Annotated in this window: 19 protein-coding genes; 12 read left to right on the top strand and 7 right to left on the bottom strand. The window is 71.9% G+C overall.

From position 1 onward, the window contains the following. The 3 genes from fdh to nrfD all read left to right on the top strand — a co-directional run. Positions 1-2,779: formate dehydrogenase (fdh, locus tag AC2VOR_RS14975; protein WP_486964029.1), on the top strand; the 2,779-nt coding region annotated here is incomplete at its 5' end. Continuing rightward, a complete protein-coding gene (locus AC2VOR_RS14970; RefSeq protein WP_486964028.1) occupies positions 2,776-3,795 on the top strand; it encodes a 4Fe-4S dicluster domain-containing protein in 1,020 nt (339 codons plus the stop codon). The genes fdh and AC2VOR_RS14970, both read left to right, overlap by 4 nt. 92 nt (positions 3,796-3,887) lie before the next feature. After that, positions 3,888-4,901 carry an NrfD/PsrC family molybdoenzyme membrane anchor subunit gene (nrfD, locus tag AC2VOR_RS14965; protein WP_369741390.1) on the top strand — a complete coding sequence of 338 codons (1,014 nt, stop codon included), beginning with the start codon at positions 3,888-3,890 and terminating at the stop codon, positions 4,899-4,901. Here the strand turns inward: nrfD and AC2VOR_RS14960 are convergent. Beyond that, positions 4,885-5,349, bottom strand: a complete 465-nt coding sequence (locus tag AC2VOR_RS14960; RefSeq protein ID WP_369736563.1) for a GatB/YqeY domain-containing protein — start codon at positions 5,347-5,349, stop codon at positions 4,885-4,887. The genes nrfD and AC2VOR_RS14960 overlap by 17 nt on opposite strands. A gap of 99 nt (positions 5,350-5,448) precedes the next feature. Between AC2VOR_RS14960 and AC2VOR_RS14955 the strand changes: the two genes are divergently transcribed. The 5 genes from AC2VOR_RS14955 to AC2VOR_RS14935 are packed head-to-tail and all read left to right on the top strand — an operon-like array spanning position 5,449 to position 10,719. After that, entirely contained in the window at positions 5,449-6,609 is a 1,161-nt protein-coding gene (locus AC2VOR_RS14955) for a DUF7847 domain-containing protein (RefSeq protein WP_369736562.1), read from the top strand. A gap of 24 nt (positions 6,610-6,633) precedes the next feature. Continuing rightward, on the top strand, positions 6,634-7,284 hold the full coding sequence (locus AC2VOR_RS14950) for a DUF4129 domain-containing protein (protein ID WP_486964027.1): 651 nt from the start codon (positions 6,634-6,636) through the stop codon (positions 7,282-7,284). After that, positions 7,266-8,411 (top strand): DUF4350 domain-containing protein, encoded by a 1,146-nt coding sequence (locus AC2VOR_RS14945; RefSeq protein WP_369741389.1) that lies wholly within the window; start codon positions 7,266-7,268, stop codon positions 8,409-8,411. Before AC2VOR_RS14950 ends, AC2VOR_RS14945 begins: the two co-directional genes overlap by 19 nt. Continuing rightward, entirely contained in the window at positions 8,408-9,385 is a 978-nt protein-coding gene (locus AC2VOR_RS14940; protein ID WP_369736560.1) for an AAA family ATPase, read from the top strand. Before AC2VOR_RS14945 ends, AC2VOR_RS14940 begins: the two co-directional genes overlap by 4 nt. After that, on the top strand, positions 9,385-10,719 hold the full coding sequence (locus AC2VOR_RS14935; RefSeq protein ID WP_369736559.1) for a DUF58 domain-containing protein: 1,335 nt from the start codon (positions 9,385-9,387) through the stop codon (positions 10,717-10,719). The genes AC2VOR_RS14940 and AC2VOR_RS14935 overlap by 1 nt, the downstream gene beginning before the upstream one ends. On the opposite strand, the gene AC2VOR_RS14930 is transcribed toward AC2VOR_RS14935, so the two are convergent. After that, a complete protein-coding gene (locus tag AC2VOR_RS14930; protein WP_369736558.1) occupies positions 10,716-11,708 on the bottom strand; it encodes a stage II sporulation protein M in 993 nt (330 codons plus the stop codon). The two genes, AC2VOR_RS14935 and AC2VOR_RS14930, sit on opposite strands and share 4 nt — an antisense overlap. Positions 11,709-11,733: 25 nt before the next feature. Between AC2VOR_RS14930 and AC2VOR_RS14925 the strand changes: the two genes are divergently transcribed. Together AC2VOR_RS14925 and AC2VOR_RS14920 are read left to right on the top strand one after the other, a co-directional pair. Next, positions 11,734-12,561: an RDD family protein gene (locus AC2VOR_RS14925; protein WP_369736557.1), complete on the top strand. Its 828-nt coding sequence runs from the start codon at positions 11,734-11,736 to the stop codon at positions 12,559-12,561. A gap of 157 nt (positions 12,562-12,718) precedes the next feature. Next, positions 12,719-13,465 (top strand): PadR family transcriptional regulator, encoded by a 747-nt coding sequence (locus AC2VOR_RS14920; protein WP_369736556.1) that lies wholly within the window; start codon positions 12,719-12,721, stop codon positions 13,463-13,465. Between the two features lie 81 nt (positions 13,466-13,546). Here the strand turns inward: AC2VOR_RS14920 and glpK are convergent, their stop codons facing one another. Next, the gene (gene glpK / locus AC2VOR_RS14915) at positions 13,547-15,103 is read right to left on the bottom strand and encodes a glycerol kinase GlpK (protein ID WP_369736555.1); all 1,557 of its coding nucleotides are present in this window, start codon (positions 15,101-15,103) and stop codon (positions 13,547-13,549) included. Between the two features lie 97 nt (positions 15,104-15,200). On the opposite strand from glpK, the gene AC2VOR_RS14910 reads away from it, so the two are divergent. Next, the gene (locus AC2VOR_RS14910; protein ID WP_486964026.1) at positions 15,201-16,685 is read left to right on the top strand and encodes a glutamate-cysteine ligase family protein; all 1,485 of its coding nucleotides are present in this window, start codon (positions 15,201-15,203) and stop codon (positions 16,683-16,685) included. 13 nt (positions 16,686-16,698) lie between these two features. After that, positions 16,699-17,391 carry a class I SAM-dependent methyltransferase gene (locus AC2VOR_RS14905; RefSeq protein WP_486964025.1) on the top strand — a complete coding sequence of 231 codons (693 nt, stop codon included), beginning with the start codon at positions 16,699-16,701 and terminating at the stop codon, positions 17,389-17,391. A gap of 1 nt (position 17,392) precedes the next feature. Here the strand turns inward: AC2VOR_RS14905 and egtE are convergent, their stop codons facing one another. The 4 genes from egtE to egtB form a co-directional block, all read right to left on the bottom strand. Beyond that, a complete protein-coding gene (egtE, locus tag AC2VOR_RS14900; protein WP_486964024.1) occupies positions 17,393-18,532 on the bottom strand; it encodes an ergothioneine biosynthesis PLP-dependent enzyme EgtE in 1,140 nt (379 codons plus the stop codon). Further along, the gene (gene egtD / locus AC2VOR_RS14895; RefSeq protein ID WP_369736550.1) at positions 18,529-19,494 is read right to left on the bottom strand and encodes an L-histidine N(alpha)-methyltransferase; all 966 of its coding nucleotides are present in this window, start codon (positions 19,492-19,494) and stop codon (positions 18,529-18,531) included. The genes egtE and egtD overlap by 4 nt, the downstream gene beginning before the upstream one ends. Then, entirely contained in the window at positions 19,494-20,201 is a 708-nt protein-coding gene (egtC, locus tag AC2VOR_RS14890) for an ergothioneine biosynthesis protein EgtC (RefSeq protein ID WP_369736549.1), read from the bottom strand. Before egtC ends, egtD begins: the two co-directional genes overlap by 1 nt. Beyond that, on the bottom strand, positions 20,201-21,416 hold a 1,216-nt coding region (egtB, locus tag AC2VOR_RS14885; RefSeq protein WP_486964023.1), incomplete at its 5' end, for an ergothioneine biosynthesis protein EgtB. The genes egtC and egtB, both read right to left, overlap by 1 nt.

The raw sequence follows: 21,416 nt of genomic DNA, 5'->3' as shown, positions 1-21,416 counted from the left end.
GCTGTTCACCGCGCTGGGCGCGCTGCAGATCGAGAACCAGGCCCGTATTTGACACAGCGCCACGGTTCCCGGTCTGGGAGCCTCCTTCGGTCGCGGTGGCGCGACGGACTATCAGCAGGACCTCGCGAACTCAGACTTCATCGTCATCATGGGCTCGAACATGGCCGAGGCGCATCCGGTCGGCTTCCAGTGGGTGATGGAGGCCAAGGCCCGAGGGGCCGGGGTCGTCCACATCGACCCGCGGTTCACCCGCACCAGCGCGGTCGCCGACCGGCACGTGCCGCTGCGCGCGGGCACCGACATCGCCTTCCTCGGCGGGGTGATCAACTACATCCTGTCCAATGAACTGGACTTCCGGGACTACGTGACCGCCTACACCAACGCGTCGTTCATCCTCGACGAGGGCTACCGCGACACCGAGGACCTCGACGGGCTGTTCAGCGGCTACGACCACGACACCGCGTCCTACGACCCGGCGAGCTGGCACTACGAGTCCACGCACCACGGCGGCCGGGGCGGGGCGTCCGACAAGCAGCAGGGGGCACCGACGCAGCTGGGCTCCGGCGGGGCCGCGATCGAGGGCGCCGCGGGCGAGATTCCCAACGACCCGACGCTGCAGCACCCGCGCTGCGTCTACCAGGTCCTCAAGCGGCACTACGCCCGCTACACCCCGGAGATGGTGCAGCGGGTGTGCGGCGTGCCGGCCGAGACCTTCCTCCAGATCGCGCGGGCGTGGACGCAGAACTCGGGCCGGGAGCGCACCGCCGCGCTCGTCTACAGCGTGGGCTGGACCCAGCATTCGATGGGCGCCCAGTACATCCGTGCGGGGTCCATCATCCAGCTGCTGCTGGGCAACATCGGCCGCCCCGGCGGCGGGATCTTCGCGCTGCGCGGGCACGCCAGCATCCAGGGCTCCACCGACGTGCCGACGCTGTTCAACCTGCTGCCCGGCTACCTCACGATGCCGCAGGCCGGCCAGGAGACCCTGGCGGACTACCTCGAGAAGATCACCAGCAGCAACCAGAAGGGCTTCTGGCACAAGGCCGACACCTACATGGTGTCGCTGCTCAAGGAGTACTGGGGTGAGCACGCGACACCCGACAACGACTTCTGCTTCGACTACCTGCCCAGGATCAACGGCGACCACGGCACCTACCGCACGGTGCTGGACATGATCGACGGCACGGTGTTCGGCTACTTCCTGCTCGGCCAGAACCCGGCCGTCGGGTCCGCCCACGGGCGGCTGCAGCGCCTGGGCATGGCCAACCTGGACTGGCTGGTGGTGCGCGACCTCGTCATGATCGAGAGCGCCACCTTCTGGAAGGACGCCCCGGAGATCGAGACGGGCGAGATCTCGCCGCAGACGTGCCGCACGGAGGTGTTCTTCTTCCCGGCCGCCTCCCACGTCGAGAAGGCCGGCACGTTCACCCAGACCCAGCGCATGCTGCAGTGGCGGGAGAAGGCGGTCGACCCGCCCGGTGACGCCCGCTCGGAGCTGTGGTTCTTCTATCACCTGGGCCGGCGGCTGCGCGAGAAGCTGGCCGGCTCGACCGACGAGCGCGACCGCCCGCTGCTGGACCTGGCGTGGGACTACAAGACCGAGGAGGCCGAAGGTCCGAAGGCCGATGAGCCCTCGGGCGAGGACGTGCTGCGTCGCATGAACGGCATCGACCTGACCACCGGCAAGGCGGTGAACGGCTACACCGAGCTGAAGGCCGACGGCAGCACCGCGTGCGGCTGCTGGATCTACAGCGGGGTGTACGCCGACGAGGTCAACCAGGCCGCGCGGCGCAAGCCGAAGGAGCAGCAGGGCCCCTACGACAACGAGTGGGGCTGGACGTGGCCGGCGAACCGCCGGGTGCTCTACAACCGGGCCTCTGCTGACCCGGCGGGGCGCCCGTGGAGCGAGCGCAAGAAGCTGGTGTGGTGGGACCCCGAGCGGGGCGAGTGGACCGGCCACGACATCCCCGACTTCGAGCTGCACAAGCCGCCGGACTACCGCCCGCCCGAGGGCGCGGTGGGGGTGGAGGCGCTGCGCGGCGACGACGCGTTCGTCATGCAGGCCGACGGCAAAGGCTGGCTGTTCGCGCCCAACGGGCTGGCGGACGGCCCGCTGCCCACTCATTACGAGCCGCACGAGTCGCCGGTGCGCAACGCGCTGTACACCCAGCAGGGCAACCCGGCGCGAATCGTCTACGGCCGCAGCGACAATCCGTCGAACCCGTCGCCGCCGGAGGCGCACGGCGAGGTGTTCCCGTTCGTGTTCACCACCGCCCGGCTCACCGAGCATCACACTGCCGGCGGGATGAGCCGCCAGCTGCCCTATCTCGCCGAGCTGCAGCCTGAGCTGTTCGTCGAGGTGTCCCCCGAGCTCGCGCGCCTGCGCGGGCTGACGCACATGGACTGGGCGCACGTCATCACCAGCCGCACGGCGGTGGACGCGAAGGTGTTCGTGACCGACCGGATGAAGCCGCTGCGCATCGAAGACCATGTCATCCACCAGGTTTGGATGCCGTATCACTGGGGCTACGCCGGCCCGGTCGAGGGTGACGTGGTCAACGACCTGCTCGGGGTGGTGCTGGACCCGAACGTGTTCATCCAGGAGAGCAAGGTCGCCACCTGCGACGTGCGGCCCGGGCGGCGGCCCCGCGGACCCGAACTGCTGGCCTACATCGCCGACTACCGCAACCGCGCGGGCATCACCACCGAAACGGGTACTCATGTGGACACCACCCGGCCCGACCCGGTGGCCCATGTCGAGCCGGGGGAAACGCCTTGAGCGACAACAGCTTCTACGGCGAACTGCCCGACCCCGCCGGCAACGCCGGGTACGCCGCGGATCATCCGCCGCGGATGGGCTTCTTCACCGACACCTCGGTGTGCATCGGCTGTAAGGCCTGCGAGGTGGCGTGCAAAGAGTGGAACTCCGTGCCTGACGACGGCTTCAACCTGCTGGGGATGTCGTTCGACAACACCGGCATGCTCGGCGCCAGCACGTGGCGCCACGTCGCCTTCATCGAGCAGGAGCGTCCGCTGGGACAACAGGACCCGGACGTCGCGGGATCGGAGACCGGCCCTTCGGGTACCGGCGAGTCGGCCGAGATCGCGACGGCAGCAATCGAATCCATGTCGCGCGGCGGTGGGAAACTCGGCAACGCCCCGGTGGACCTGGACTTCCCGAAGTTCGCGCGCCCCGGCGACGCGACCGGCGCGGAATCGCGCACCGACTTCCGCTGGCTGATGAGCTCCGACGTGTGCAAGCACTGCACCCACGCGGGCTGCCTGGACGTGTGCCCGACGGGCGCGTTGTTCCGCACCGAGTTCGGCACCGTCGTTGTGCAGCAGGACATCTGCAACGGCTGCGGCTACTGCGTGTCCGGCTGCCCGTACGGGGTGATCGACCGGCGCGAGGGCGACGGCCGCGCATGGAAGTGCACGCTGTGCTACGACCGGCTGCGGGACGGCCTGGAACCGGCGTGCGCCAAGGCGTGCCCCACCGACTCCATCCAGTTCGGTGTCCTCGACGAGCTGCGTGAGCGCGCCGCCCGCCGCCTCGACCAGTTGCACGGGCTCGGGGTCGGTGAGGCGCGACTCTACGGCCACGACCCGAACGACGGGGTGGGCGGCGACGGCGCGTTCTTCCTGCTGCTCGACGAGCCCGAGGTGTACGGCCTGCCCCCGGACCCGGTGGTGCCCACCCGCGACGCGCCGGCCATGTGGCGCTACGCCGGGATCGCGGCCTCGGCGCTGGTGGCCGCCGCGGTGTCGTCGTTCCTGGGGCGGGGCCGGCGGTGAGGGAACAGCGCAGCGAGGCGGGCGCGCAGGACGTCCACGCCCAGACTTTCTCGCGCGGTCGGGGTAGCGGCGGGGGCCGTGAGCAGCTCGCCGTGCCGCGCGCCGAGTTCCGGTCGTACTACGGGCGTGCGGTGCTCAAGACGCCGGTATGGGAGTGGAAGATCGCCGCCTACCTGTTCGCCGGGGGCCTGTCGGGGGGCTCGGCGCTGCTGGCCGCCGGGGCCGACCTGACCGGCCGGCGCGAGTTGCGCCGCGTGGGGCGGGTCGGGGCGCTGGCCAGCCTGGTCGCCAGCATGTACTTACTCATCGCCGATCTGGGCCGCCCCGAGCGGTTCCACCACATGCTGCGGGTGGCCAAGCCGAGTTCGCCGATGAGCGTGGGCACCTGGATCCTGTCCGCCTACGGTCCCGGCGCCGGGCTGGCCGGGGCCGCCGAGCTGATGCCGTCGGCGCTGCGAGGGTCCGCGCCCGGCCGGCTGCTGGCCGCCTCGGCGCGCCCGGCGGGGCTATCGGCAGCCGCTTTCGCGCCGGGGGTCGCGTCCTACACCGCGGTGCTGCTGTCGCAGACCGCCGTCCCGGCCTGGAACGCCGCACACCCGTACCTGCCGTTCGTGTTCACCGGGTCGGCCGCGGCCAGCGGCGGCGGGCTGGGGATGCTGCTGGCGCCGGTCGCCGAGGCCGGCCCGGCCCGCCGGCTGGCCGTCCTGGGCGCCGGCCTCGAGGTCGCGGCGTCGCGGCTCATGGAGCGGCGCATCGGTCTGGCCGCGCAGGCCTACACCAGCGGCAAAGCACACCGGCTGCGCAAGCCGGCCGAGTACCTGACGGTCGCCGGGGCGCTGGGCGCGGTGGCGGGCGGACGCAACCGCGGTGTCGCGGCCCTGTCCGGGCTGGCGCTGCTGTCCGGCAGCGTGCTGCAGCGGTTCGGGGTGTTCGAGGCCGGGGTCGAATCCACCCGCGACCCGAAGTACGTCGTGGTGCCGCAGCGGGAACGGCTCGACGCCGGCCGGCCGGCCCGCGGCGACGACCGGGGACCGCAGTTCCCGCGGGTCGTTGCGGCGGCGCGGGCCGCGCGCGGCGCCGCGGCGCGCGTCATAGGCGCTCTTTGACCGCCGCGGACAGGCGGGCGCCGTCGGCCTTGCCGGCCGCGATCGCGGTGGCCGCCTTCATCACCATGCCCATCTGCTTCATGCCGGGCCGCTCGCCGATCTCCTCGGCGACCTGGGCGATCGCGGTGTCGGCGACGTCGGCCACCTCGGCCTCGGTCAGCTGGGTGGGCAGGTACTCGTCGATGACCCGGGCCTCGGCGTGCTCGTTGGCGGCCAGGTCGCCCCGGCCGTTCTGGGTGTAGATCTCGGCGGCCTCGCCACGCTTGCGGGACTCCCTGGTCAGCACCTTGAGGACGTCTTCGTCGGTGAGTTCCTTGGCCTGCTTGCCGGAGACTTCCTCGGTCTGGATCGCGGCCAGCAGCATGCGCAGCGTCGCGGTGCGCAACTTGTCCTGCGCCTTCATCGCCTGGGTCAGGTCCGCCCGGATCCGGGCCTTGAGTTCCGCCATGTCTGGAACGGTACGCGCCACGGCCAACCGGGAGATTGCGACACCGAGATTGAGAAATGAACCGGCCGCCGACAGGATGGAGGCCATGACGAACGATGGGTGCGGCCGCTTGGGCTACTTCGGCTCCGAAGGCCACCGGGCTTGGTGAACGCGCCCCCGCCCGGCCCCCGGTACGGCTACGGCTCCCCGTACGGCTACGGCTCCCCATACGGCTCCCCATACGGCTATGGCCCGCAATACGGCTCCCCGTACGGCTATGGCCCGCCGCAATACGGTTCCCCGTACCGGCCGCCGGCGATCGTCAAACCCGGGATCATCCCGCTGCGGCCGTTGACCCTGAGCGAGATCTTCAACGGGGCGGTCGGCTACATCCGCGCCAACCCGCGGGCCACGCTCGGACTGACCGCCTCGGTGGTCGTGGTCATGCAGATCATCACGCTCGTCGCCACGCTCGGGCCCCTGACGGCTTTCGGCGGCGCCACCGCCGGGCAGCCGGACGAGCCGAGTTCCGCGGTCGTGGGCGCACTCCTGGCGTCGATTGCCGCCGGCCTGCTGGTCACGTGGCTGGGCGGCATGCTGCTGTCGGGCATGCTCACCGTCATCGTCGGGCGCGCGGTCTTCGGGTCGACGATCACCATCGGCGAGACCTGGGCCAGGATTCGCGGGCGGCTGCTTCCCCTGCTCGGACTGGCGATGCTGGAGGCCGCCGCAGTGGCCACCCTCGGCGGCCTGGCGGCGGTCGCGGCCGCGGTGCTGGCGGCGGTCGGCAGCGGGGCGGCGGCGATCGTGTTCGGGTTCCCGCTGCTGTTGGGGATGCTGGCGCTGCTGGTCTACCTGTACACGGTGGTGCTGTTCGCGCCGGTGCTGATCGTGCTGGAGCGGCTGCCCGTCATCGACGCGATCACCCGGTCCTTCGCGCTGGTCCGCAACGGCTTCTGGCGGGTGCTGGGCATCCGGACGCTGACGTTCGTCGTGGCCACCGTCGTCGCGAACGCGATCGCCGCGCCGTTCAGCATCGCGGGCCAGCTGGTGCTGGCCCAGGGCGCGTCCACCGCCGTGCTGGTGCTCGGTACCGCGATCGCCACCGTCGGGTCTACGATCGGCCAGATCGTCACGGCCCCGTTCAACGCCGGGGTCGTCGTGCTGCTCTACACCGACCGCCGCATGCGCGCCGAGGCGTTCGACCTGGTGCTGCAGACCGGGGCCGCCGGCGGGCCCTATGCATCCACCGACAACCTCTGGCTGACCCGGCCCGCGTAGAGGCCGAGCGAGGACCATCACACCGTGCCTTCCATCGACATCGACCGCGATGCCGCCCACCGGGCCGCGCAGGCCGAGCTGGACAAGCCGGTCTATTCCCGGGGCTCGGCCTGGCAGCAGCTGTCCGACTGGATCAACGAACAGCTGTACCGGCTGCTGGAGAAGACCGCGTCGCTGCCGGGCGGATGGTTCACCGCCGCGGTGCTGTTCGTCCTGCTGGCGGTCGCGGTGGTCATCGCAGTCCGGGTCGCGCGGCGCACGCTGCGCACCCGCCGCAGTGGGGTCGCGCTGTTCGCGGCCACGCAGCTCACCGCCGCGCAGCACCGCGCGACCGCCGAAGGCTTTGCCGCCGAAGGCGATTGGGCCGCGGCGATCCGGCACCGGCTCCGCGCGGTCGCCCGCCAGCTCGAGGAGACCGGGGTGCTCGGCGCGACTCCCGGGCGGACCGCCAACGAGCTGGCCCGCGACGCCGGCGCCACACTTCCCCACCTGGCCGGTGAATTATCCCGGGCGGCAAACGCTTTCAACGATGTCACCTACGGCGAGCGACCCGGCACCGAGCCCGAGTACCGGATGATCGCCGACCTCGACGAGCACCTGAGGTCACGCTCGCCGGCCGGTGCCCCCGCGGCGCCGGCGGCCGGCACCGTCGAGTCCTGGGCGCGGGTCCGGTGACGGCGGCACCCGGGACCGCAGCGCAGCGCCGACGCACCTGGCGCTGGGCGGCGCTGTCGCTGCTGGTCATCGCGGCCGTCGCCGGCGTCGGCGCCTACCTGACCGCACCACGGTCCGGAGCTCCGATGGATCCGGCGTCGACCGCACCCGACGGCGCCCACGCCCTGGTGACGCTGCTACGCGACAACGGTGTCGAGGTCGTCGTCGCCACCGGCATCGCCGACGTCGAGCGGGCCGCGCGCCCCGCCACCCTGATCCTGGTGGCGCAGAGCCAATACCTGACCGACCCGGTGCTGGACGAACTGGCCGGCGCCCCAGGCGATCTGCTGCTGGTCGAGCCGACGGCACGGACCCGCGAGGCGCTGCTGCCCGGCGTACGCAAGCAGCCGGCGCCGAAAGGCTTCGACAGCAGCCCGGACTGCACGCTGCGCGAAGCCGACCGGGCCGGAGCGGCGCGCTTCGGGCCCAGCGACAGCTACCGGGCCGACGCCGGCAGGGCCGTGACGAGTTGCTACGGCGGGGTGCTGATCCGGTTCCGGGCCCACGGCCGGGCCGTCACCGTGGTGGGCAGCGCCGAGTTCATGACCAACGGGGGCCTGCTGCGGGCGGGCAACGCCGCGCTGGCGATGAACCTCGCCGGCGACCGGCCCCGCCTCATCTGGTATGCGCCCCAGCACTTCGAGGGTGAGAACTCCTCCACCACTTCGCTTTTCGGCCTGATCCCCGGCAACGTGACCTGGTTGCTCTGGCAGCTGTGCCTGGTGGTGGCGCTGGTGGCGTTCTGGAAGGGCCGCCGGCCGGGCCCGCTGGTGACCGAGGAGTTGCCCGTGGTGGTGCGCGCGTCGGAGACCGTCGAGGGCCGCGCCCGGCTGTACCGGTCGCGCCGGGCCCGCGACCGGGCCGCCGCGGCGCTGCGCCTGGCCACGGTGCAGCGGCTGCTGCCCCGGCTCGGGCTGGGCGCGGGCGCGCCGCCCCCGGCGGTGGTGGCGGCCGTCGCGCAGCGCGGCCGTGCCGACGCCGGACTCGTCGCCCACCGGCTCTACGGCCCACCCCCGGCCACCGACGACGAACTGCTACAACTTGCCCGTGCGCTCGACGACATCGAAAGGCAGGTCACCGCATCGTGACACCCCCCTCCCCCGCCCAGACCCCCGCCGCTGACCCGGCCCGCGAGGCGCTGCTGGCGCTGCGCGCCGAGCTGGCCAAGGCCGTCGTGGGACAGGAAGGGGTCGTCAGCGGCCTGGTGATCGCGCTGCTGTGCCGTGGCCACGTCCTGCTGGAAGGCGTTCCGGGAGTGGCGAAGACGCTGCTGGTGCGGGCGCTGGCCGCGGCGCTGCGACTCGATTTCAAGCGGGTGCAGTTCACCCCCGACCTGATGCCCGGCGACGTCACCGGTTCGCTGGTGTACGACGCACGCACCGCCGCGTTCGTGTTCCGGCCGGGCCCGGTGTTCACCAACCTGCTGCTGGCCGACGAGATCAACCGCACCCCACCGAAGACGCAGGCGGCGCTGCTGGAGGCGATGGAGGAGCGTCAGGTCAGCGTGGAGGGCGAACCCAAACCGCTGCCCGATCCGTTCATCGTCGCCGCCACCCAGAACCCGGTCGAATACGAGGGCACCTACCAGCTGCCCGAAGCCCAGCTGGACCGCTTCCTGCTCAAGCTGAACGTCACGCTGCCGCCGCGCGACGCCGAGATCGTCATCCTGGGCAGGCACGCGCACGGCTTCGACCCCCGCGACCTGTCCGCGATCAAGCCGGTGGCCGGGCCCGCCGAACTGGCGGCCGGCCGCGCCGCGGTGCAACGGGTGCGGGTCGCCGACGAGGTACTCGGCTACATCGTCGACGTCGTGGGGGCCACCCGCATCTCCCCCGCCCTGCAACTGGGCGTGTCGCCGCGGGGGGCGACTGCGCTGCTGGCCACCGCCCGGTCCTGGTCGTGGCTGTCCGGCCGCGACTACGTCACCCCCGACGACGTCAAGGCCATGGCCTCCTCGACGCTGCGGCACCGCCTGATGCTGCGGCCGGAAGCCGAGCTGGAGGGGGCCACCGCCGACGGCGTGCTCGACGGGATCCTGGCCTCGGTTCCGGTGCCCCGCTAGTGGTCCTGACCGGACGCACCGGCCTGGTAGCACTGCTATGCGCCCTGCCGATCGCCGTATCTGACTGGCCGGCAAGGGCTTTCGTCGCCCTGCTGGCGGCTCTGGTCGCCGCGGTCGCCGTCGACGTCGGGATGGCGGCCGGCACCGGGGGGCTGCGGTACACCCGCCCCCCGGACGGCTCGGTGCGGCTCGGCCAGGAGGTGGACGCGGTCCTGACGGTCCACAACGACGGCCGCCGCCGGTTCCGCGGCCAGATCCGCGACGCCTGGCCACCCAGCGCCCGCGCGCAGCCGCGCGTCCATCCCGTCACCATCGGGGCCGGGCAGCACCTGCTGATCCGGACCCGCCTTCGGCCGGTGCGGCGCGGCGACCAGCGTGCGGCGGCGGTCACGGCCCGCTCGATCGGCCCGCTGGGGCTGGCCGGGCGGCAAACCTCGCGGACGGTGCCCGGCCGGGTGCGGGTGCTGCCGCCGTTCCTGTCCCGCAAGCACCTGCCGTCGCGGCTCGCGAAGCTGCGCGAGATGGACGGGCCGCTGCCCACGCTGATCCGCGGCCAGGGAACCGAATTCGATTCGCTGCGCGAATACGTCGTCGGCGACGACGTGCGCTCGATCGACTGGCGCGCCACCGCGCGCCGCGCCGACGTGGTGGTCCGCACCTGGCGGCCCGAACGCGACCGCCGGGTGGTGCTCGTGCTCGACACCGGGCGCACGGCCGCCGGCCGCGTCGGCGTCGACCCGACTTTGTCCGATCCCGGCACCGGACCGGCGGGCTGGCCGCGACTGGACTGGGCGATGGATGCCGCCCTGCTGCTCGCGGCGCTCGCGATGCGGGCCGGCGACCACGTGGACTTCCTGGCCCACGACCGGGTGAGCCGCGCCGCGGTGGTCGGGGCCTCCCGCACCGAACTGCTCACCCAGCTGGTCGAGGCGATGGCACCGCTGCAGCCGACGCTCGTCGAAACCGACTGGCGTGCACTGGCGTCGGCGCTGGTTCGGCGTACCCGGCAGCAATCCCTGGTGGTGCTGCTGACCGATCTCAACGCGACCGCGCTCGAGGAGGGGCTGCTGCCGGTGCTGGGGACGTTGTCGGCCCGCCATCACCTGATGGTCGCGGCGGTCGCCGATCCGCGCGTCGACGAGATGGCCGCCGGGCGCGCCGACGCGGCCGCGGTGTACGACGCCGCGGCCGCCGAGCGTTCCCGCAACGAGCGCCGCGTGATCGCCGCCCGGCTGCGCGGCAGCGGGGTGGAGGTCGTCGACGCCGTGCCCGCCGACCTGGCGCCCGCCCTCGCCGACCGTTATCTGGCGATGAAGGCCAGCGGGCGGCTCTAGCCCGTCGGGACCACGTCCGGGGCGTCCTCGATGTCGCCGGACTCCCCGGCTTTGGCCGCGCGGCGGCCGAAGTAGACCACGTAGGACAGGAACGCCACCTCGGCCAGGACACCGATGCCGACCCGGACGGCCGTCGGTAGCGGCGACGGCGTCACCAACGCCTCGATGAGCCCGGACACCAGCAACACCGCGACCAGTCCCACGGCGACCGACACGACGGCCCGGCCCTGCTCGGCGAGCACCTGACCGCGTGGCCGGTCCCCCGGCGAGATCACCGACCAGCCCAGCCGCATTCCCGTCGCGCCCGCCAGAAACACCGCGGTGAGCTCCAGCAGCCCGTGCGGGGCCAGCAGGCCGAGCAGGACACCGCCCTTGCCCGCGTTGAACATCAGGCCGGCGATCAGGCCCACGTTGGCGGCGTTCTTGAACAGCACGATCGGGATCGGCAGCCCCAGCAGCACCGACAACGCGATGCACTGCGCGGAAACCCAGGAGTTGTTCACCCACACCTGCAGCGCGAACGCCGCCGCGGGGTGCGCGCTGTAGTACGAGGCGACGTCGTGGTTGACCAATTCGTCGATTTCGCTTGGTGTTCCGACCGCCGATTGCACCTCGGGATTCGCCGACACCCAGAATGCGATGGCCGCCACGACCGCGAGGAACACCACCGCCGTGCCCAGCCACCACCGCCAGGTGCGATAGGCGACCACCGGGAAGGAGACGGTCCAGAACCGGACGAACGTCCTGCTCAGCGGCGCGTGCGCGCCGGTCACCACCGAGCGCGCGCGTGCCACCAGGCTCGAGAGCCTGCCGGTCAGCAGCGAATCCGACGACACCGACCGCAGGATCGACAGGTGGGTGGACACCCGCTGATAGAGCTCGACGAGCTCGTCGACCTCCGCGCCGGTCAGCGACCGGCGCCCCTTGACCAACCGGTCCAGCCGGTCCCAGGTAGCGCGATGGGTCAGCACGAATGCGTCGACGTCCACCCTGGGCAGGGTACCGTTCGGTGTTATGTCGGAGGTGGTGACCGGGGACGCCGTGGTGCTCGACGTGCAGATCGCCCAGTTGCCCGTGCGGGCCGTGAGCGCACTGATCGACATCGCGGTGATCTTCGTCTGCTACGTGTTGGGACTGCTGCTGTGGGCCGCCACCCTCACCCAGTTCGACAGCGCGCTGACCGCCGCCATCCTGATCGTCTTCACGGTGCTGGTGATCGTCGGGTACCCACTGATTTTCGAAACCACCACGCGGGGAAGGTCGGTCGGCAAGATCGTCATGGGCCTGCGGGTGGTGTCCGACGACGGTGGCCCGGAACGATTCCGGCAGGCCCTGTTTCGCGCGCTGGCATCGGTCGTGGAGATCTGGATGCTGGCCGGCAGCCCCGCCGTCATCTGCAGCATCCTCTCGCCGCGGGCCAAACGCATCGGTGACGTCTTCGCCGGCACGGTGGTCGTCAGCGAACGGGGACCCCGGATGGCGCCGCCGCCCGCGATGCCGCCGGCGCTGGCGTGGTGGGCTTCGTCGCTGCAGCTCTCGGGCCTGGACGCCGGCCAAGCGGATGTGGCTCGCCAATTTCTCGGCAGGGCAACGCAACTCGATCCGAGCCTGCGCCAGCAGATGGCGTACCGGATCGCCGGCGACGTCGTGTCACGCATCGCCCCGCCACCCCCGCCCGGCGCGCCGCCGGAACTCGTGCTCGCCGCGGTCCTGGCCGAACGGCACCGTCGCGAACTGGCGCGCCTGCGACCGCCCGACCCACCGCCGTGGGGCTACGGGCCGCCGGGCGCCCCGTGGCCGCCGCAGGGGCCGCCGCCGGGCGGGTTCGCTCCGCCGCGCTGATCGCGCGTCGTCCACCACCGCCGCTCCACTATTGCCGCTCTGCCGGGCGGACGTGGCCCCCGCACGCCTCCGACGTTGCATCGCGTTAGGTCGCGATATATCGTTATATATCGGAGCGCATGACCGTCGCTTCACTCACCAGACGTAAGGACACACAATGAACCACCCCTTCACCCCGGGCAGCGGCCCGTTCGGCGACCGGCCCGGACCGGGCTTCGGATTCGGCCCCGGCCCGGTTCCCGGTGTCGGGCCCGCACAATGGCGGGCCCTGCGCGGTGCCAGGCGGCACGCCCGGCACGAGTTCCGCGAGCACCTTCGCGACCACGCCGGCGACCATGGCGGGCCGATGGGCTTCGGCCCCGGCTTCGGTCCGGGCTTCGGCCCCGGCTTCGGTCCGGGCTTCGGCCCGGGCTTCGGTTTCGGACCGGGCGGGCGGCGCGGCGGCGGGCGGCGCGGCGGCCCCGGCCGCGGACGTCGCGGCGACGTGCGGGCGGCCATCCTGGCACTGCTGGCCGAACGGCCCATGCACGGCTACGAGATGATCCAGCAGATCGCCGAGCGCAGCAGCGGGATCTGGAAGCCCAGCCCCGGGTCGGTGTACCCGACTCTGCAATTGCTGGACGACGAAGGCCTGATCGCCGCGAGCGAAACCGACGGCAGCAAGAAGCTTTTCGAGTTGACCGACGAGGGTCGCGCGGCCGCCGAGAAGATCGAGACCCCACCGTGGGACGAGATCGCCGAAGGCGCCGACCCCGGCCACGTCAACCTGCGGGCCGCCGTGGGCCAGTTGTTCGGCGCGGTGGCGCAATCCGCGCACACCGCCACCGCCGAACAGCAGCAGCGCATCGTGGAGATCGTCAACAATGCGCGCCGGGAGATCTACGGAATCCTCGGCGAGGACTGAGTTCCCAGCCCCCTTGACCGCGAGCGTGCGCAGATGTACGTCCGTACCGGCGTGTCGCCGTACAGACACGCACGCTCGCGGTTAGGGAATCTCCACCCAATCCAGGCTGCGCTGCACCGCCTTTCGCCAGCCCGCGTAGGCGGCGGCGCGCCGGTCGTCGTCCCAGGACGGCGTCCAGCGCCTGCCCTCGCGCCAGTTGGCCCGCAGCTCGTCGGGGCCCGTCCAGAAGCCTGCCGACAGGCCGGCCGCGTACGCCGCGCCCAGCGCGGTGGTCTCGGCGACCACCGGCCGCACCACGTCCACGCCCAGCACGTCGGCCTGGATCTGCATGCACAGGTCGTTCGCCGTGATGCCGCCGTCGACCTTGAGCACCTCGAGGGGCACACCGGAGTCGGCCTGCATGGCATCCACCACGTCGCGGCTCTGATAACAGATCGCCTCGAGCGTCGCACGGGTCAGGTGTGCGGCGGTGTTGAACCGGGACAGGCCCACGATCGCGCCGCGGGCGTCGGAGCGCCAGTACGGGGCGAACAACCCGGAGAACGCCGGCACGAAGTACACCCCGCCGTTGTCGGGGACCTGGCGGGCCAGCAGTTCGCTCTGCGCGGCGCCGCCGATGATGCCCAGCTGGTCGCGCAGCCACTGCACGGCCGAACCGGTGACCGCGATCGAACCCTCAAGGGCGTAAACGGGTTTGGCGTCCCCGAACTGGTAACAGACCGTCGTCAACAGGCCGTGGCCGGAGCGCACGATCGTCTCGCCGGTGTTGAGTAGCAGGAAATTGCCGGTCCCGTAGGTGTTCTTCGCCTCGCCCGGCTTCAGGCACACCTGGCCGACCATCGCCGCGTGCTGGTCGCCGAGGACCCCGGTGATCGGCACCTCGCCACCGAGCGGCCCGAACTCCGTCGTGACCCCGTAGGGCTGCCGCGGTGACGACGGCGCGATCGCCGGCAGCATCGCCCGCGGCACCGAGAAGAACGACAACAGCTCGTCGTCCCAGTCCAGCGTCTGCAGGTCCATCAGCATGGTCCGGCTGGCGTTGGTCACGTCGGTGACGTGCACCCCGCCCCGCGGACCGCCGGTCAGGTTCCACAACACCCAGGTGTCGGCGGTGCCGAACAGGGCGTCACCGCGCTCGGCGGCCTCGCGCACCCCGTCGACGTTGTCCAGGATCCACTGCAGCTTCCCGCCGGAGAAGTACGTCGCCGGCGGCAGGCCCGCCTTGCGGCGGATCACCTCGCCGCGGCCGTCGCGGTCCAGCGCCGACGCGATGCGGTCGGTGCGCGTATCCTGCCACACGATCGCGTTGTAGTACGGCCGACCGGTGTGCCGGTCCCACACCAGCGTCGTCTCCCGCTGATTCGTGATGCCCAGCGCAGCAATGTCTTTCGGTGCCAGCCTGGCGACGTTGAGGGCCGTCATCAGCACCGAGGCGGTGCGCTCCCAGATCTCGACCGGGTTGTGTTCCACCCAGCCGGCACGGGGCAGGATCTGCTCGTGCTCGAGCTGATGGCAGGCCACGTCGGCGCCGTCGTGGTCGAAAATCATGCACCGGGTGCTGGTGGTGCCCTGGTCGATGGCGGCGATGAACTCGGGCAACGGCGCTCCTCCGGCGTGAACTGCGACACTTCGTGGCATCTCCATGATGGTCCACCCGCTGGTCGGCAGCGCAGCGAACATGCCGGTTGACCCCGCGCCCTTGCGCCCGCGCCGGTAAACCTGTTCCATCGGCGATGTGGGCGAAGAGGTCAAGCGCACCACGTATAACCGCGCACACAGGCGGGAATACCGGCGCAAGGTGCGGCTGTGCCTGGACGTTCTCGAGACGATGCTCGCTCAATCGCACTTCGACTCGGACCGGCCGCTCACCGGCATGGAGATCGAGTGCAACCTCGTCGACTCCGACTACCAGCCGGCCATGTCGAACCGCTACGTGCTGGACGCCATCGCCGACCCCGCCTACCAGTCCGAATTGGGCGCCCACAACATCGAATTCAACGTGCCGCCCCGCGCTCTGGCCGGGCACACCGCCTCCGACCTGGAGGCCGAGGTGCGGGACAGCCTCAACGAGGCCGAGAACAAGGCGAACTCGGGCGGCGCCCACATCGTGATGATCGGCATCCTGCCCACCCTGATGCCCGAGCACCTGCGGGGCAACTGGATGAGCGAGTCGCGGCGCTATGCGGCGCTCAACGACTCGATTTTCGACGCCCGCGGCGAGGACATTCCGATCAACATCTCCGGGCCCGAGCCGCTGAGCTGGAGCGCCGCCACGATCGCACCCGAATCCGCATGCACCAGCATGCAATTACATCTGCAACTGGCGCCGGAGCAGTTCGCGGCCAACTGGAACGCGGCACAGATGCTGGCCGGGCCGCAGCTGGCGCTGGCCGCCAACTCGCCCTACTTCTTCGGCCATCAGCTGTGGGCGGAGACCCGCATCGAGGTTTTCGCGCAGTCCACCGACACCCGTCCCGAGGAGCTCAAGGCCCAGGGCGTGCGACCGCGGGTGTGGTTCGGCGAACGTTGGATCACCTCGGTGCTGGACCTCTACAGGGAGAACATCCGCTACTTCCCCTCGTTGCTGCCCGAGGTGTCCGAGGAAGACCCGGCCGCCGAGCTGGCCGCCGGGCGCACGCCGCACCTGTCCGAATTGCGGCTGCACAACGGCACTGTGTACCGGTGGAACCGTCCGGTGTACGACGTCTCGGAAAGCGACGGGGTCGGTCGCCCGCATCTGCGGCTGGAGAACCGGGTGCTGCCGGCCGGCCCGACGGTCATCGACATGCTGGCGAATTCGGCGTTCTACTACGGCACGCTGCGCAGCCTGTCTGAGGCGGAGCACCCACTGTGCAACGACATGAGTTTCGTTGCGGCAGAATCGAACTTTCTCGAGGCGGCGCGGCACGGCATGGCGGCCCGGCTGCACTGGCCCGGGCTGGGCGAGGTGACGACGCAGCGGCTGGTGCTGGACACGCTGTTGCCCCTGGCCCACGACGGGCTGCGGCGCTGGGGTGTCGACGCCGGGGTGCGGGACCGTTTCCTCGGCGTCATCGAGGGCCGCGCCGCGACCGGCCGCAACGGGGCGACCTGGCAGGTGTCGACCGTGCGGGCGCTGCAGGACGGCGGGATGACCAGGCCCGCCGCCCTGGCCGAGATGCTGCGGCGCTACTGCGCACACATGCATGCCAACGAGCCGGTGCACACCTGGGAACGCTAGTACGGTTGAAGCCATGACTTCCGATGACGTGATGGACTGGGACAGCGCCTACCGCGGGGAGGGGGAGTTCGAGGGTCCGCCGCCGTGGAACATCGGTGCGCCGCAACCCGAACTCGCCGCGCTGCTGGCGGCCGGCAGGTTCCGCAGCGACGTGCTCGACGCCGGGTGCGGGTTCGCGGAGTTGTCGCTGGCGCTGGCCGCCGAGGGCTACACCGTGGTCGGCATCGACCTGACCCCCACCGCGGTCGCGGCGGCCACCCGGGCCGCCGCCGAACGAGGCCTGACCACCGCCAGTTTCGTGCAGGCCGACATCACCGACTTCGCCGGCTACCCGCCGGGCTCGGCCGGCCGGTTCAACACGGTCGTGGACTCCACGCTGTTCCACTCGCTCCCGGTCGAGGGCCGCGACGGCTACCTGAGCGCCGTGCACCGCGCCGCCGCGCCGGGGGCCGGCTACTTCGTGCTGGTCTTCGCCAAGGGCGCCTTCCCCGCCGAGATGGAGGCCAAGCCCAACGAGGTCGACGAGGACGAGTTGCGCGCCGCGGTGAGCAGATACTGGGAGGTCGACGAGATCCGGCCCGCCTTCATCCACGCGAACATCCCGCCGGCCGCCGACGCACCGTTCGAGATGCCCGCACACGAACGCGACGAGCAGGGACGGATGAAGCTGCCCGCCTACCTGCTCACCGCGCACAAGGCGGGCTGACCTACCCGGTGGCGGCCGTCGCCGCGATCAGCGCCTCGGCGAACGTTTCCAGGTCCCCGGCCGTGGTGTCCACGTGCGGCGAGATACGCAGCCGCGGCCCCGAGAGCTCCAGCGGCGCCCGCTGCACCCCGGCGTAGGTGGTCAGGATGCGCCGCCGGGACAGCAGCCAGTCCCGCACCGCCTGCGGGTCGGCGCCGTCGGTCGGGGCCAGGGTGGTGATCGCGCTCGGCTCCTCGGCCTCCTCGACGACGGCCCAGCCTGGCACGTCCGCAAGCACGGTGCGCCCGGCCGCGCCCAGCTCGGCCAGCCGCGCCCGCACGGCGTCGGGCCCGCACGCCAAATACTCGCCGAGCGCGCACGAAAATCCGACCCGCGCAGCGACATTGGCCTCGCCGAACTCCAGCTGACGGGCCACACTCAGGGGGGAGGTCCACTCCGGCGGCTCCAGCCTCGGGTGCAGCCGCTCCATCAGGTCGCGGCGCACCGCCAGGAAACCCACCCCCCGCGGCCCGGCGATCCACTTGCGCGACGTCGAATACGTCACGTCGGCGCCCACCGCGCAGTCGATCTGGCCCAGTGCCTGGGCGGCATCCACGACCAGCGGCAGGCCCAGCTCCGCGCACAGCCGCGCGACCATCGAAACCGGTTGCACCACACCGCTGTGGCTGCCCACCGGGGTCAGGTGGACCAGGTCGGGAGGATCCTCCTCCAGGACGAAGGCCGCGTCGTCGAGCGCCAGCCGCCCGTCCCTGGTCGGCAGCAGCCGGCGCTCGAACCCGTGGGCGGCCAACACGGCCAGGTTGGGGCCGTATTCGCCGGGCAGGCACGCCACCACGCGCCGGTCGGCGGGCCAGCCGCCCAGCAGCAGGTCCAGGGCGTGCAGCGCGCCGGTGGTGTAGACGACCTCCGCGTCGGGCATGCCGCTCAGCGCGGCGGCGGCGGCCCGTCCGGCCTCGAGCACCGGCGCGGCGGCCTCCGCGGCCACATAGCCGCCAACCTCGGCCTCGTGGCGGGCGTGCCGGGCGGCGGCGTCGATCACCGCGAGGCTCTGGCGCGAACAGGCCGCACTGTCCAGGTGCAGCCCGGCCACCGGTGGCCGGGCCGACCGCCACCGGTCGGCCAGCGAGTCGCAGTGGGTCACATCACGGCCAGCGACAGCCCGAAGTCCCCCGCGGCGTCCGTCCACCAACCGGTTCGGTGCAGCCCGGCGCGGACCAGTTCGGCGCGCACGCCGTCGGGCCGGAACTTGCACGACACCTCGGTGAGCATCTCCTCGCCGGTGGCGAAGTCGACGGTCAGCTCCAGGGCGCCGACCCGCACCCGCTGGGCGCGATCGGCCCGCAACCACATCTCGATGCGCTCCTCGGGCGCGTTCCAGCGGGCGACGTGCGCGAAGGCGTCGACGTCGAAGTCGGCGTCGAGTTCGCGGTTGACCACCGCCAGCACGTTGCGGTTGAACCGCGCCGTCACTCCGGCGGAGTCGTCGTAGGCGCGCACCAGCCGGCCGGTGTCCTTGACCAGGTCGGTACCCAGCAGCAGGCTGTCGCCCGGCCGCATCACCGCGGCCAGGTTGGTCAGGAACTCCCGACGCGGTCCGGGGGTGAGGTTGCCGATCGTCGACCCCAGGAACACGAACAGGCGCCGGCCGCCGTCGGGGATCTCGTTGAGGTGCTCCTCGAAATCTCCGCACACCGCCCGGATCTCGACGCCCGGATATTCGCGCTGGATCGCCTCCGCGGCCGTCGAGAGCATGCTGGCGTCGACGTCGAACGGCACGAATTTGCGCAGCGAACCGCGGCCGTGCAGGGCGCTGAGCAGCGTCCGCGTCTTCTCCGAGGTTCCGCTGCCCAGCTCGACCAGGGTGTCCGCCCCGCTGGCCGACGCGATCTCGCCCGCCCGGTCCCGCAGGATCTCGGCCTCCGCGCGCGTGGGGTAGTACTCGGGCAGGCGGGTGATCTGGTCGAACAGCTCGCTGCCCAGCGGATCGTAGAACCACTTGGGCGGCAATGTCTTCGGCGTGCTCTGCAGGCCTTCCGACACGTCGCGGCGCAACGCGCGGTACGCCGAGTCGGCCGCCAGGTGGTTGGACAGCGACAGCGTCATCACGATCCTTTCGGGTTGTCCAGCGCGGTGAATGTCACCCGCTCGGAGGTGACTTCGACGAGGTGGTGGTCCGGCACGTCCTCCCATGCCCCGTCGTCGTCGTAGGGTTCGCTGGCCAGCACCACACCGTCGTCGCGGCGCAGGATGGACAGCGTCTCGTTCCATGTCGTCGCCAGCAGGCGCGACCCGTCGGCGGCCAGCACGTTGAGCCGGGCGGCGGGGTCGGCGGCGCCGATCTCGGCGATCGTCTCACCCAGGGCGTCGAGTCCGCGCGCAAAGATGGTGGCCGCCAAAAGTGCGCTGTCGCAAGCTGATTCGGCGGGCGTCGGTGGCAGCACGGCGCGGTCGACGACGCCGTTGTGCGACAACAGCCACCGCCCGTCGGTGAACGGCGCGGTCGCGCTGGCCTCGATGGGCATGCCGACGGTCGCCGAGCGGACCGCGGCGACCACGCAGTGGCTGCGCAGGGCCGGCGCGACCGACTCGAACGACACGTCACCCCACAGCGGCGCGGCGCTGCGCCAGCGCCGGGGCACCGCCGGATCCGGCGCGCCATCGAAAAAGCCGACGCCCCAGCCGTCGGCGTTCATCAGGCCGTTCTTCTGCCGGCGCGGGGCGTAGGACTGCACCCGCAGGCCGTAGCGCGGCTCGAGTACCAGCGAAGAAACCGTGACGTCGGCCCCCAACCAGCCGAGGTGGCGGCACATCAGTTCCGGTCCTCTACGTCCCAGGCCAGCCGGACGCCGGAGAAGATCTGGCGGCGGTAGGGGTGGTCCCAATTGCGGAAGCTGGGCCGCACGATGCCCGGCTCCACCGCCCACGATCCCCCGCGCAGCACCCGGTAGTCGCCGTCGAAGAACGGACGGGAGTACCGCTCGTAGACCATCGGGACGAAACCGGGCCATCCCCGCAGCGGCGAGGACGTCCACTCCCAGACATCGCCGAGCAGCTGCTCGACCCCGTAGGCCGAGGCGCCGCCCGGGTAGGCGCCGACGGGCGCGGGGCGCATCGCCGACCCGCCCAGGTTGGCCAGGGCGGCACAGGGCGCCTGTTCGCCCCAGGGGTAGCGCCGGCGCGTCCCGGTCGCCGGATCCCACGCGCAGGCCTTCTCCCACTCCGCCTCGGTGGGCAGCCGCGCCCCGGCCCACGCCGCGTAGGCCTCGGCCTCGAAGTAGGTGACGTGCTGGACGGGCTCGTCGGCCGGGATGTCCTCCACGTGGCCGAACCGGGTGCGGGTCGTCCCGTCGGCGCTCCAGAACTGCGGGGCGGTCAGCCCCGCGCTGCGGCGATGCTCCCAGCCGCGCTCCGACCACCACCGCGGCTCGCGGTAGCCACCGTCGTCGAGGAACCGCCGCCATTCGCCGTTGGTGACGGGCACGGTGCCGATGCGGAACGCCGGCAGGTCGACGACATGGGCGGGTCGCTCGTTGTCCAGGGAGAACGGTTCGAAGGCGGCGTCGACCCCGAGCACGAACGGGCCGGCGGGCACCAGCACCGAGGTGCCGGCCAGCCCCGGGCGGCCGGCCGGCACCGCCGCCGCGTCGGCCAGCAGCGGGGCGCCGGTGCGTAGGTTCAGCGCCTGCAGCATGGTCTCGCCGTGCTGGTTCTCGTGGCTGACCACCATGCCGTAGACGAAGCCGTCCTCGTCCTCGCCCAATGCGTCGAGGGCGTCCAGCGCCGCCGAGCGCACCGTGCGGCAATAGGAGTGCGCCTGCGCCGGGGACAGCAGCGGCAGGCCGGCGCGGCTGGCGCGGGAATGCACGAAGGCGTCGTAGAGACCCTCGACGGCCGGCGGCAACATCCCGGGCCGGGCGGCGTCGCCGCCGCGCAGCAGCCACAGCTCCTCCTGCTGCCCGATGTGCGCCAGGTCCCACACCAGCGGGCTCATCAGGGGGTCGTACTGCCGGCACAGCTCGTCGTCG

This window comes from Mycobacterium sp. TH-M103, assembly GCF_057473785.1.
The sequence above is the reverse complement of the archived record's forward strand: the minus strand, read 5'-3'. Positions and strand labels throughout refer to the sequence as shown.

Coding starts and splice junctions, on each gene's coding strand:
- AC2VOR_RS14960 (WP_369736563.1), bottom strand. CDS start 5,349: ATGGCGGAACTCAAGGCCCGGATCCGGGCGGACCTGACCCAGGCGATG.
- AC2VOR_RS14925 (WP_369736557.1), top strand. CDS start 11,734: ATGTCGGAGGTGGTGACCGGGGACGCCGTGGTGCTCGACGTGCAGATC.
- AC2VOR_RS14920 (WP_369736556.1), top strand. CDS start 12,719: ATGAACCACCCCTTCACCCCGGGCAGCGGCCCGTTCGGCGACCGGCCC.
- glpK (WP_369736555.1), bottom strand. CDS start 15,103: ATGCCACGAAGTGTCGCAGTTCACGCCGGAGGAGCGCCGTTGCCCGAG.
- AC2VOR_RS14905 (WP_486964025.1), top strand. CDS start 16,699: ATGACTTCCGATGACGTGATGGACTGGGACAGCGCCTACCGCGGGGAG.
- egtD (WP_369736550.1), bottom strand. CDS start 19,494: ATGACGCTGTCGCTGTCCAACCACCTGGCGGCCGACTCGGCGTACCGC.
- egtC (WP_369736549.1), bottom strand. CDS start 20,201: ATGTGCCGCCACCTCGGCTGGTTGGGGGCCGACGTCACGGTTTCTTCG.